The organism is Blautia sp. CGZ-1-C1 (assembly GCF_056504575.1).
Window position 1 is genome coordinate 1 of sequence record NZ_JBWLUT010000156.1, and the last position, 13,233, is coordinate 13,233.

A 13,233-nucleotide genomic window follows, 5' to 3' on the forward strand; every position below is an offset into this window, starting at 1 on the left:
ATAAGAACCCGTATCCTACACTTCGCCTGAATGCCTTCTTCTGTTTCCATGACAAAGGTTTCTTCATGAATTCCCGGAGAAAGATTTTTCTTTACATAAATATCCGCTGCAACAGCTTCTCCGGGCTTAACCTTATTCCCAACTTCCATTGGAAACCTTCCCTGAAACGGATAATCAAACGGCTCAAGTGTAAAATCATTCAATTCTGAGATAGATTTGATATGCCAAGCCTCTGTGCCTGTATTTTTTATCTCCAGCCTTTCCCACCCCCAACCACTGCCGTTTACTCCAGTCTGTCCCAAATCAAGGATTTCACTAGAAACTGTCGCCTCATATTTCTCATATCTCATTTCACTGTCTGAATCCACAGTATCCTCGAAAATAGCTGAAGCTTCCGATACATCGCCTTCCTGCTCTGTGGTTTCCGAAATAAATGTTTCCTCTCCAGCAGAAAAATCGGCTGCCAATACCGGCTGACCGGTAACGATCACAGCAGAAAGAAACAGCGATAAAAATGTTTTGCCTCTCCTTCTCATAATACTTTGCCTTCTTTCCATCATTATACCTCGTTATAATGTTACGTTTATGTTAACAATTGTATCATATATGTAATATTTTTTCAACAATCTTTTTTTATTTAACATATTTAACTATGCAGAAAAAGCGGCTTGAAAAGCCGCTTTTTTCTACCTTTGCAGGAACCCAATCTCTGTAAAGATAAGTTTCGTTATTTAAATTCAATGGAAGAAAATCTGTAGATGTAGTCTTCCCCCGGATGTTTACCATTATCGCCCGCAATCGGACTGTTCGCATTAACCGACACAATCATATTGTTTGTATTTCTGTCAATCGCTACGGATTCCATTTCAAAACTAAAGAACTTTGATTCATCCAGTTCATTGTTAAAGGCAAAATCCGGAATTAAAACAGGATATTTCTTGCCATCTTTAAATTTCATTGTTTTAGTTCTGCTCATATCAATGTGTAGTACCCTGCTTCCACTGGTTTGCACATCACCATTAGGAAAATATTCCAGTTTTTTCGTCGTAACAATAAATAATCCGTATTTGTCACTGTAATTGATTCCCTGAAGCACTTCATAACCGGTATTCATAAAATATTTTGTTTGATCAACCACAACTTTTCCTGCTGAGAAGTGTACAATACACAGTTTATATATTTTTTTATCTTCTTCACCCTCTGCACCGGTTTCGGTAAGAAGAATAAACTGATTGCCTTTGTAATGGCTGATTGCGTTTGTCCGGTTTTCCCAGGTATACCTATTATAGGGCCATTCTTCAGATGTACTGCCCATAGTAAGCTTCACAACCGAATATTCACCTTTTCCATTAGGTTCCGCACAGGTAACATACAATTCATGATTGTATATATCCATTCCATTGGCATGATACAGACATCTCTTCTCTCCCGGTTTAACCTTATTCACCAGTCTTTTTACGCCCTTCGTACCGCTTGTGTAATCCTCAAATTCCCAAATGGCTGCTGCACACACACTCGGATTTGCGTATTTTCCATTTGTACCGGCTTTTATACCATACAACTTTTGGTTATTCTCATCAAATGCTAACGCACCAAAATTCGTTGCTATGATTTTTTTTCCTAAATCATCAACAAATATCTCATTGTCTACTTTTATTCCCTTGGAGTGAGATCTGGTTCCTGCTGAACCACCCGGTCAATGTTTTGGAGATCTTCCGGTGTCAGGGCATGTTTACGTCCTCTCTCTGATGTTCTTGTTTTTACAGAACCTGTTTCACACATTTGTTTTTCCAGGCGGTAAACAGTACTGGTATTCACAGAAAAACGCTCTGCGATTTCTTTTGCATTGTGCGTTTTATTCCAAGCTTCAATAAGCAGTTTTCGTGTTTCATCATGCAACATAATAATCACCTCTTGACTCTATCATAGACCTGTTGTCAAGAATGTGCAGTATTTTTTGGGAGTGCTATAAGAAACATCCTGAATTTACAGACCGTTACCGTCGCATCAAAGCACGCCGTGGTCACAAGAAAGCCGTCATTGCTGCCGTATGATCCTGACCGCTATCTGGCACATACTCACAGATTTAAAGCCATATACACCGGAAGGTTTTCTTGACTCCCGTCCTGTGAATAAAGAAAAAGTGTTAACTACTTCACAGGCACTTAATCTGCTTAAGCAAAGAGGTTATTTTATCAAAGACGATCCTTTGTCAGTTTCCTGATTAGGTGTTGCGTTTATATTCAATTTTTCAGCCACCTAAAGATGGCTTATTTGTGATGTCAAAATTTATTCTCTATCCACTATCCCTTTGTTTCAAACTTTCAGTTTCCTATTATGTAATCAGTCCGTCTTTTTTGTCCGTTCTGTTTTTTTCTTCTGCTGTCTGGTAGCTCTCTTTCTGTTTTTCAGGTTTTGTAAAGTCAACTTTACAGAATTTACTTTTCTCTTTCTCAAACCAATTTAAACTTTTCTAAACAAGGGGCAGTTGCCTGTTTCTTTTTATTTTACCCTGATTCTTCTTCCCCAGGATACCCAGTCTCCGTAAGCTTTCCTTCCGTTAGTTTTGGCCCATGGGCGGACTCTCAGAGTATAGGTTCCGGGCTTCACGCCTGTAATCCTTGTATAGGTTGTCCGATTGTTCCGTTTATATACGGTGGTTCCGCCTGTAGATCTCAGTTCCATATCTGCTCTTGCAAATCCTTTTGGTACGCCAACTGTTACAGACACAGCTCCTTTACTTGTTTTTACAGTTTTAATCTTCACCCTCTCTGTGGGAATTCCGTTCTTTACTACTACTTTTACTGGATAACTCCATGCCCCAAACCTTTTCCCGGACACATTTCCATCATAATAATCCCTGTTGTACGCATGGATTCCCAGATAATACGTGCCGTTTTTTACATTTGTGAAGGTGATGGTCTTTGCATCCTGATTCTTCGCCACCTTCACATAATTCTCAGGTCTGTCAACCCAGCTTTTCTTTGTCAGAACCGCATCGAAACCTTCGCTGTTTGCGCAGTCATAAGCCGCTGCCTTAATAGTTGACCCCTGTACTTTCACATCTTTTATCGTTGCTCCTTCCGGATAAGGCGGTGCAATATGAGGACAATTCTGGGAAATTATATAAGATAATTCTATTCCTCCTGTGATGGAAACCTTAAAAATATCAGTAGCTACCTGTTCTTCTGCTTTCGGAAAAACCTGAATTATCGTATTTTCCCCCGGCATAACAACTCCCGTGTCTTCGTCAATATAGAACCATGCCCTGAAATGTTCCGTATCCTCAAAATCAACTGTGACAGGTTTTTGCCCATTGTTGCATATTGTAATCAACCGTGATGGGCACATCAACATATCCGGCTCTGGTTCTACATCATCCCATGAATCGTACTCTTCCTGAGTAATTGTGAGAAATCTCGTACCACTATTTGGTACACAGTTAACCTCGTAATCCTCCTCTGATTCCCCACGAACGAGAACCCGTATCCTGCACTCTGCCTGAATTCCTTCTTCTGTTTCCATGACAAAAGTTTCTTCATGAATCCCCTGAGAAAGATTTGGCTTTACATAAATATCCACTGCAACAGCTTCTCCGGGCTTAACCTTATTCCCAACTTTCATCGGAAGTCTTCCCTCATATAATAATGGATGCTCTAAATGTTCAAGTCTAAAATCATTCAATTCTGAAATGGATTTGATCTGCCAGCTCTCTGTACCTGTATTTTTTATCTCTAGCCTTTCCCAACCGCCGCCGTTTACTCCAGTCTGTCCCAAATCAAGGATTTCACTAGAAACTGTCGCCTCATATTTCTCATATCTCATTTCACTGTCTGAATCCACAGTATCCTCGAAAATAGCTGAAGCTTCCGATACATCGCCTTCCTGCTCTGTGGTTTCCGAAATAAATGTTTCCTCTCCAGCAGAAAAATCGGCTGCCAATACCGGCTGACCGGTAACGATCACAGCAGAAAGAAACAGCGATAAAAATGTTTTGCCTCTCCTTCTCATAATACTTTGCCTTCTTTCCATCATTATACCTCGTTATAATGTTACGTTTATATTAACAATTGTATCATATATGTAATATTTTTTCAACAATCTTTTTTTATTTAACATATTTAACTATGCAGAAAAAGCGGCTTGAAAAGCCGCTTTTTTCTACCTTTGCAGGAACCCAATCTCTGTAAAGATAAGTTTCGTTATTTAAATTCAATGGAAGAAAATCTGTAGATGTAGTCTTCCCCCGGATGTTTACCATTATCGCCCGCAATCGGACTGTTCGCATTAACCGACACAATCATATTGTTTGTATTTCTGTCAATCGCTACGGATTCCATTTCAAAACTAAAGAACTTTGATTCATCCAGTTCATTGTTAAAGGCAAAATCCGGCATTAAAACAGGATATTTCTTGCCATCTTTAAATTTCATTGTTTTAGTTCTGCTCATATCAATGTGTAGTACCCTGCTTCCACTGGTTTGCACATCACCATTAGGAAAATATTCCAGTTTTTTCGTCGTAACAATAAATAATCCGTATTTGTCACTGTAATTGATTCCCTGAAGCACTTCATAACCGGTATTCATAAAATATTTTGTTTGATCAACCACAACTTTTCCTGCTGAGAAGTGTACAATACACAGTTTATATATTTTTTTATCTTCTTCACCCTCTGCACCGGTTTCGGTAAGAAGAATAAACTGATTGCCTTTGTAATGGCTGATTGCGTTTGTCCGGTTTTCCCAGGTATACCTATTATAGGGCCATTCTTCAGATGTACTGCCCATAGTAAGCTTCACAACCGAATATTCACCTTTTCCATTAGGTTCCGCACAGGTAACATACAATTCATGATTGTATATATCCATTCCATTGGCATGATACAGACATCTTTTCTCTCCCGGTACTACCTTATTAGCCAGTCTTTTTACGCCCTTCGTACTGCTTGTGTAATCCTCAAATTCCCAAATGGCTGCTGCGCACTTACTCGGTTCTTTATATTCTCCATTTGTACCGGCTTTTATACCATACAACTTTTGAGTTCTGTCATCCCCATCAAATGCTAACGCGCCAAAATTTGTCGTTTTAATATTTCCTATTTCCTTATTGTCTACTTTCATTCCCTTGGCAAGAGCGCAGTTAAAACTATAAGTACCTTTTTCATAAGTAATTCCATTCAGGACAGAAAAACGGTCCTCTGCTTTCCCGGTTCCTGTAATTACATTTGCAGCCAGTACAAGATGACCTGCTTTCATACAAATAGATTCCAGATTATACTGCTTATACCCTTTCATCTCAACATTAATAACTCCGTCTGGAATATATGAATTCACATTACTTCTGTAATCCACATGTACAATTCTGTTTCTTCCGGCAGACAATTCATCATTTGTCAGAATAAACAGACCGTAGTCTAAATGGTAATAAATATCCTGGATACGGCTTGTATATCCATATCCTCTGTTTGTAACCTTAAATTCATGAACTACTTCATAACTATTAGAACTCTCCAATCTCAGTTTTTTTACAATCAGAGTATCGTTATCTGCATCGTTGGAGCCTCGTGCAAGAATGAAAAATTCATTTGCCGCACCTGTATGTGCAATTCCAAGCGCTCCATACTGAAATTCACTTACAATATCAAACTCCTTAATAACATTACCGGCAGTATCCATTTTTACAATCTTTGTAGTATTTCCATATCCCGCTGTATCTTCAGCAAGCATAAATAATTCTGTGCCGATTTTGCTAAGCCCTAATGCAAAATATCCCAAACCGGTTTTAACTGCCACAGCCTGTGCATCTGCGTTTGAATAATCCGGTGTTTTATATAAGGTTGTTACCTTTCCGCTTGTTTTCACACTGTACATAGTGTCTCCGCTGATTGTAATTCCCGCTACATTCGTCGCAGCTCCTGCATCCACAATTTTTGTTCCTGCTGTAGGTGTCGCTGAAATAACAAGTGTTTTTCCATTAAATGTTCCTGGCATATAAAATATCCTCCTTCTGTTTTTTGCAGACCCTTATAGTTTTATTGGTCTGTTTCATAAGCGCTTACATAAAATAAAAACCCGTTTTCTCTATTTTCGGAAACTACTTTTTATATTTTTTTATTGATTTCTTTTGTATCTGCCATAATGTACTCTTTTACCTCTGTAATATCCCTCTCGATAACACTTAATACATTAAATTTTTCTGTTAATGCTGACAGTAATTCCTGATACTGTTTTTCCCGCTCTTCCTGTCTTGCCGAAAATCTTTCATTTGATTTCACAATGTAGATCAAAAGAAATACTGCCAATACTGCCCATATCCCTTGAGATAATGCAGCATCCGCTGGGCGTTTTAACAAGGTCGTTGCCGCACTGCACCTTCGTTCCGAACATCGGCCGCACGATCCCCGAACAACATTCATTACGATGGCGAAAAAAGCGGGCGTAGATGAGTACGTTGTGAAACGTCTTGCCGGTCACAAGATCACAGACGTAACCGAGGCGGTCTATACAATCCGTGATATTGAGTGACTCAGAGATGAGATAGAAAAAATGCCGTAACCCTTGTGGTTGCGGCATTTCTTTTCCTGTGATCGGCTCTTCTTTTTGTTTCCTTCGCTCTGTTGCCTACTTGTTACCTACCTGTTTGCCTATCTTGCCATTTTCAAGGCTTCTCACCGTGTCTCAAATTACTTTCTCATTTTTTGATCTAAACTAAGAAAAGTACCGCAGCCCTTGGAACTACGGTACTTTCTAGGTTTGTTGACTCTTTGATTAAAAAGGTTTGATTAGAACTTTCCAGCCTTAGCAGCTTCCTCAATGGAAACAGCTACTGCAACTGTCATACCAACCATCGGGTTGTTACCAGCGCCGATGAGACCCATCATCTCTACGTGAGCCGGTACAGAAGAAGAACCAGCGAACTGTGCATCAGAGTGCATACGTCCTAATGTATCTGTCATACCGTAGGAAGCTGGACCTGCTGCCATGTTGTCCGGGTGAAGTGTACGTCCTGTACCACCACCGGAAGCAACTGAGAAGTATTTCTTACCTGCTTCAAGACGTTCTTTCTTGTATGTACCTGCAACCGGATGCTGGAAACGTGTCGGGTTTGTGGAGTTACCTGTGATAGAAACGTCAACGTCTTCTTTCCACATGATAGCAACACCTTCCGGAACGCTGTTAGCGCCGTAGCAGTTAACTTTTGCACGAAGTCCTTCGGAGTATGCTTTTCTGAATACTTCTTTAACTTCGTTCTTGTATGGATCGTATTCTGTCTCTACATATGTAAAGCCGTTGATACGGGAGATGATCTGAGCAGCATCTTTACCAAGACCGTTCAGGATAACACGTAATGGTTTCTGACGAACTTTGTTAGCTTTCTCAGCGATACCGATAGCACCTTCAGCTGCTGCGAAGGACTCATGTCCAGCCAGGAAGCAGAAGCACTCTGTTTCTTCTTCAAGAAGCATCTTGCCAAGGTTACCATGTCCAAGACCTACTTTACGTGTATCAGCAACGGATCCAGGAATACAGAATGCCTGAAGTCCTTCACCGATAGCTGCTGCTGCATCTGCTGCTTTCTTACATCCTTTTTTGATTGCGATCGCAGCACCTACTGTATATGCCCAGCAAGCGTTCTCAAAACAGATCGGCTGAATGCCTTTGATCTGATCGTAAACATTAAGACCTGCGTCTTTTGTGATTTTCTCAGCTTCTTCGATAGAAGCAATGCCATAGCTGTTTAAAACAGAATTGATCTTGTCAATTCGTCTCTCATATGATTCAAATAAAGCCATTTCCTGTTACCTCCTAAATTATTCTTTTCTTGGGTCGATAATTTTAACAGCGTCTGCAACACGGCCGTACTGACCTTTTGCTTTTTCCCATGCAGTATTCGGGTCATCGCCTTTTTTGATGAAATCAGTCATTTTTCCAAGGCTTACGAACTGATATCCGATGATCTCATCATCTGCATCAAGAGCAATACCTGTTACATAACCTTCTGCCATTTCAAGGTAACGAGGTCCTTTTTTCAGAGTTCCATACATTGTACCAACCTGAGAACGAAGTTTACAAAAGTCGTTATCATCACACGTCAGAACAAACTTGATGAGTTTATGCAGGCAATGAATGAGATCGGCGTTACCGGTATCACAATCACAAACGTTTTAGGATGCGGTGTACAGAAAGGTGCTCCTGCTTACTACCGTGGTGTTGAGATGGAAATGAATCTTCTTCCGAAGATCAAGATTGAAATCGTTGTCAGCCTCGTACCTGTTAAGAAAGTCATTGAAACTGCAAAAGCTGTCCTTCACACAGGTGAGATTGGTGATGGTAAAGTATTCGTATATGATATCGAAAATGTAGTGAAGATCCGTACCGGAGAAGAAGGTTATCTCGCTCTCCAGGATACTAAATAGGCCTCCACTCATAATAAATATCCAAATAAAACAAGAAAAACCCGGGAAATTGATACAAAATCATTTCCTGGGTTTTTCTTGTTATTTCCGCGGTGACAATCTCGGCAGATTCCAGTGATAATGAGCCGCAAGATAACGGATCAACACTACTACCACCGATGACACTACCATAGCCTCTACATTTCCCACAAAACGATTCATGTACACGCATACGATCGCACCGATAATAGAAGCGCAGGCATAAATATGCTTTACAAAAATATAAGGCGGCACACTTGCCATCATATCACGCAGCAGACCGCCGCCAACTCCTGTGATCGTTCCAAGAAACACAAGCAGAAACGCATTATCCATATAACCCTGGCGGATTCCTGCATTAACACCCACTACCGTAAAAATACCAAGTCCCACAGAATCCAGCACCAGCATAAACTTATCGTATGTCTCACGCCTGTGTCCTTCCAGAAGTTCTCTCTTAAAATAAAAAATAAAGAAAACAATGCACGAGGTAAGCACAGATACAAGTGCATATACCGGATTTGTAAATACAGCCGGTGGAATGACCCCCAGCACCACGTCTCTGATCATGCCGCCTCCCACCGCAGTTGCTACTCCAAGAACGCTGACGCCAAAAATATCCATATTACGCTCTACTCCTACCATTGCTCCGGAAGCTGCAAACGCGATCGTACCTGCCATTTCCATAATAAATGTCATGATTGACTGATAATCCATATCTAATTTAACTCCTGATTATTTTTCTTTAACATAATATCAGAGCCAAAAGACATTCTTCCTCTTCTTCTGACTCTAATATCCAGAATAACATATATTACTGTTCGCTGGCAATATCCCGCATAATATTTTACTTATCCGGCAACAACTGTTTTACGGATGCTCCTTTAAACAAAGTACCATCTACTGTGAATCGGTCGATCAATGTCGTCTTCGGGTTCTCAATCAGATCGATCAGTTTCTCCGCTGCGATTCTGCCAATTGCAACCGTATTCTGACAAAGTGTAGTCAGCTTAGGTTCCAGAATCTTCGCGATCGTGATTCCATCATACCCTGCAATAGAAATATCCTCCGGAATGCGAAGTCCTCTCTCCCTGATCTCATTAATTCCACCTATCGCAGCATAATCATCCGGATAAAGAATGCAGGTCGGCGGCAACGGAAGATCTAACAGCTCCCCTGTCACCATTGCAGCGGTATCCGCATCTCTGTAAGGACATTCCTTAATATAATCATCCGGTATCTCTACTCCCAGTCTCTGCAAGGTTCTGTAAAAGCCAGAAAGTCTCATACGGGTTACAGAAGTATTATCTCCATGAATATAAGCAATGCGTCTGTGTCCCTGCTCATAAACATACGAAACAAGCTCTTCCATTCCCTGCGTATTATTGGAAACAACTGCAATATTTCCATCAAACACATGGTCGATCGTTACCACCGGAATTTCCGAACGAATCAGCTCCTGTACCTCATCTGCATAGAAATCCACACACGCGATCACAACTCCATCTACCCCTCTGTAACGGCAATGTTCGTAATAGCTTAGGTTCTGTCCGGAAATTTTTCCGCTCGTAAAGGTAATATCGTACCCTTTCTCCTCTGCGGTCCTTTTGAAGCTTTCCAGCACATGATTAAAATAATCATGAGTAAGTCCACTGGCCGCTTCATCAACAAACATGACTCCGATATTATAGCTTCTCTTCGTCTTTAACGTTCTCGCAGAGGAATTAGGAAGATAGCCCATTTCCGAAGCAGTTCGTAAGATCAGCTTCCTCGTCTCCTCACTGATATCGGAATAACCGTTCAATGCTTTGCTGACACTGGCCACAGAGACATTACACTTTTTCGCAATTTCTTTCATCGAAACCATAGGTATGCCTCCTAAAATTTTCGTAATCGTTTTCGTACTTCCATTGTATAACTACTCGCACAAATTTTCAAGCTTGCAATTCATTTTTTTGTGCATCTTTTATATTTTTTGTATGATTGCACAATTTTAACACCCAATATTTTTCCATTATCACAAATCCAATTCATCATTTTAACGAAAATACCCTCTTATTTTTTGACACTTATTTTTCTGTAAAACAATTGATTTTATCACTGTCTTCCGCTATACTAGAGACAAATAGCAGTAATGCCACGATAATCGTCTGTTTTTATTCTAAACTTATTCGTTTTCGTGTTTGAATTTTCTGTATATTTAAAACAACTGACACAAAATCATAATAAAACAGGAGGACTTCTTATGAAATTCGGTTATTTCGATGACAACGCCAAAGAATATGTCATCACTACCCCAGATACTCCGCTTCCATGGATCAACTATCTGGGATCTCAGGACTTTTTCTCCCTGATTTCTAACACTTGTGGCGGATACAGCTTCTACAAAGATGCCAAACTTCTTCGTATCACCCGTTACCGCTACAACAATATTCCGGTAGATTCCAACGGAAAATATTACTATATCCATGATGGAGAAGAAATCTGGAACCCAGGTTCCATGCCTTCCAAGACACCACTGGATTCTTATGAATGCCATCACGGAATCGGCTACAGCCGTTTTCTGTCTTCCAAAAATGGATTAAAAGCTGATCTTCTTGCTTTTGTTCCTGTAAACACAACCTGTGAGATTAATAAACTGACTCTCACAAACACAACTGATGTTCCGAAAACCTTTTCCCTCTTCTCTTATGTAGAGTTCTGCCTCTGGAATGCCGTAGATGACAGCACAAACTTCCAGAGAAATTTAAGTATCGGCGAAGTTGAGATCGAAGGCAGCACTATTTACCATAAAACCGAATATCGCGAACGCCGCAGACATTACAGTTTCTTTAGCGTAAACAGCCCGGTGGATGGTTTTGATACAAGCAGAGATGCTTTCCTTGGTATGAACAACGGAAATGCTTTTCCTGTTGCTGTAAAGGAGAATAAAGCAAGAAATTCTGTTGCAAGCGGATGGTATCCAATCGCAAGCCACCAGATTAATATAACACTTTCTGCAGGAGAATCCAAGGATTTTATTTTTGTTCTGGGATACAGCGAAAATCCACAGAATCAGAAATTTATCGCTCCAAACGTAATCCGCAAGGACGGCGCTCATAAGATTCTCAGACAGTTCCAGACAACCGAACAGGTTGATGCTTCATTTGCCGAGCTGAATGCTTACTGGGACAAGCTTCTCTCCCGTTATCATGTAGAGAGTAACGATGAGCATGTAAATCGTATGGCAAATATCTGGAATCAGTACCAATGTATGGTCACCTTTAATATGTCTCGTTCCGCTTCCTATTATGAATCCGGTACAGGCCGCGGAATGGGATTCCGTGATTCCTGTCAGGATCTCCTTGGTTTCGTACATCTGATTCCGGAACGCGCAAGAGAACGTATCCTCGATATTGCTGCCACTCAGTTTGAAAACGGAAGTGCTTATCATCAGTATCAGCCACTTACCAAGAAGGGTAACCTGGATATCGGAAGCGGTTTCAATGATGACCCGTTATGGCTGATTGCAGCAGTTTCCGCTTACCTGAAAGAAACCGGAGACTTCTCTATCTTAAATGAAATGGTTGACTTTGATAATCAGAAAGAAAAGGCAGCTCCTCTGTATGAGCATCTGCATCGTTCTTTCGAATATACAGCAACTCATCTCGGGCCGCACAAACTTCCACTGATCGGACGCGCAGACTGGAATGACTGTCTGAACCTGAACTGTTTCTCCACAGAACCAGGAGAATCCTTCCAGACAACTGGCCCATCTGAAGGACCTGTTGCAGAATCCGTATTTATCGCAGGTATGTTCGTAAAATACGGAAAAGAATTCGCAGAAATCAGCCGTCATATAGGTGACACCGCGGCTGCCGAAAGAGCAGAAAAAGAAGTAGATCAGATGTATCAGGCAGTACTTGATGCTGGATGGGATGGAGAATGGTTCCTCCGTGCATACGATGCCGAATCTCAGAAAGTCGGTTCCAAAGAATGTAAAGAGGGACAGATTTTCATCGAGCCACAGGGCTTCTGCGTTATGGCTGGAATCGGGGTCAAAGAAGGCCTTGCCGAAAAAGCTCTGGATTCTGTCAAAGAGCGTCTTGATACGAAATATGGCATTATGATCCTGCAGCCGGCTTATACCCAGTATTATCTGAATCTTGGAGAAATTTCCTCCTACCCGCCGGGATATAAAGAAAATGCAGGTATCTTCTGCCACAACAATCCGTGGGTTTCTATCGCAGAAACCGTAATCGGACGCGGTAACAGGGCGTTTGAGATTTACAAGAAGACTTGTCCGTCCTATATCGAGGGCATAAGTGAGATTCATTGCACAGAGCCGTACATATATTCACAGATGGTTGCAGGTGCTGACGCAGTCTTCCATGGTCAGGCAAAGAACAGCTGGCTGACCGGTACAGCAGCATGGACTTTCTGGAATCTGTCTCAGGCAATCCTGGGTGTACAGCCATCCTATGATGGACTCTGCATCAATCCATGTATTCCGGAAGGCTTCGGTGATTTCAAACTTACCAGAACTTTCAGAGATGCTGTTTATTATATCGACGTTAAAAATCCTGATAATGTTCAGAAGGGTGTTAAGAAAGTCGTTGTAGACGGAAAAGAACATGAAGGATGCCTGATTCCATTTGAAGAAGGCAAGAAAGAATATCATGTAACTGTATACATGGGATAATAGAAACTATCTGTCGCAAACTTGTACAGCACTACATATCTTTTGCAAGCAAGAGATATGTACAATCTGCTTTTACTATTTGGTACAATTCATAAAAGTAAAACCAGCTAATGAC

Annotated in this window: 10 protein-coding genes and 3 pseudogenes; 3 read left to right on the top strand and 10 right to left on the bottom strand. The window is 40.9% G+C overall.

Annotation, left to right across the window (positions count from 1 at the left end; all coding sequences use genetic code 11):
• The 3 genes from AC058W_RS14490 to AC058W_RS14500 all read right to left on the bottom strand — a co-directional run.
• On the bottom strand, positions 1 to 536 hold a 536-nt coding region (locus AC058W_RS14490), incomplete at its 3' end, for a hypothetical protein (protein WP_479390237.1).
• 191 nt (positions 537 to 727) lie between these two features.
• Entirely contained in the window at positions 728 to 1,561 is an 834-nt protein-coding gene (locus tag AC058W_RS14495; protein WP_118248145.1) for a hypothetical protein, read from the bottom strand.
• Positions 1,562 to 1,653: 92 nt separating this feature from the next.
• Entirely contained in the window at positions 1,654 to 1,902 is a 249-nt protein-coding gene (locus AC058W_RS14500; protein ID WP_117677741.1) for a COG3415 family protein, read from the bottom strand.
• 68 nt (positions 1,903 to 1,970) lie between these two features.
• On the opposite strand from AC058W_RS14500, the pseudogene AC058W_RS14505 reads away from it, so the two are divergent.
• Positions 1,971 to 2,224, top strand: a pseudogene (locus tag AC058W_RS14505) (IS110 family RNA-guided transposase); the annotation flags it as partial.
• Positions 2,225 to 2,502: 278 nt separating this feature from the next.
• On the opposite strand, the gene AC058W_RS14510 reads toward AC058W_RS14505, so the two are convergent.
• The 5 genes and pseudogenes from AC058W_RS14510 to AC058W_RS14530 form a co-directional block, all read right to left on the bottom strand.
• Complete coding sequence (locus AC058W_RS14510) at positions 2,503 to 4,011, bottom strand: hypothetical protein (protein WP_479390238.1); 1,509 nt, start codon at positions 4,009 to 4,011, stop codon at positions 2,503 to 2,505.
• 191 nt (positions 4,012 to 4,202) lie between these two features.
• Positions 4,203 to 5,993, bottom strand: coding sequence for a hypothetical protein (locus AC058W_RS14515; protein WP_479390239.1), 1,791 nt, complete (start codon positions 5,991 to 5,993; stop codon positions 4,203 to 4,205).
• Positions 5,994 to 6,103: 110 nt separating this feature from the next.
• On the bottom strand, positions 6,104 to 6,418 hold the full coding sequence (locus tag AC058W_RS14520; protein WP_081703169.1) for a BhlA/UviB family holin-like peptide: 315 nt from the start codon (positions 6,416 to 6,418) through the stop codon (positions 6,104 to 6,106).
• Positions 6,419 to 6,784: 366 nt separating this feature from the next.
• Complete coding sequence (locus tag AC058W_RS14525) at positions 6,785 to 7,795, bottom strand: GGGtGRT protein (RefSeq protein ID WP_008707497.1); 1,011 nt, start codon at positions 7,793 to 7,795, stop codon at positions 6,785 to 6,787.
• Positions 7,796 to 7,813: 18 nt separating this feature from the next.
• Positions 7,814 to 8,068 (bottom strand): annotated as a pseudogene (locus AC058W_RS14530) (hypothetical protein); the annotation flags it as partial.
• On the opposite strand from AC058W_RS14530, the pseudogene AC058W_RS14535 reads away from it, so the two are divergent.
• Positions 8,066 to 8,419: pseudogene (locus tag AC058W_RS14535) on the top strand (P-II family nitrogen regulator); the annotation flags it as partial. The pseudogenes AC058W_RS14530 and AC058W_RS14535 sit on opposite strands and share 3 nt — an antisense overlap.
• Positions 8,420 to 8,500: 81 nt before the next feature.
• Here AC058W_RS14535 and AC058W_RS14540 read toward each other — a convergent pair.
• Together AC058W_RS14540 and AC058W_RS14545 are read right to left on the bottom strand one after the other, a co-directional pair.
• Entirely contained in the window at positions 8,501 to 9,154 is a 654-nt protein-coding gene (locus AC058W_RS14540) for a trimeric intracellular cation channel family protein (RefSeq protein ID WP_117677717.1), read from the bottom strand.
• 130 nt (positions 9,155 to 9,284) lie between these two features.
• Positions 9,285 to 10,304, bottom strand: coding sequence for a LacI family DNA-binding transcriptional regulator (locus AC058W_RS14545; protein WP_479390240.1), 1,020 nt, complete (start codon positions 10,302 to 10,304; stop codon positions 9,285 to 9,287).
• A gap of 378 nt (positions 10,305 to 10,682) precedes the next feature.
• On the opposite strand from AC058W_RS14545, the gene AC058W_RS14550 reads away from it, so the two are divergent.
• The gene (locus tag AC058W_RS14550) at positions 10,683 to 13,118 is read left to right on the top strand and encodes a glycoside hydrolase family 94 protein (RefSeq protein WP_479390241.1); all 2,436 of its coding nucleotides are present in this window, start codon (positions 10,683 to 10,685) and stop codon (positions 13,116 to 13,118) included.
• Positions 13,119 to 13,233: the final 115 nt, after the last annotated feature.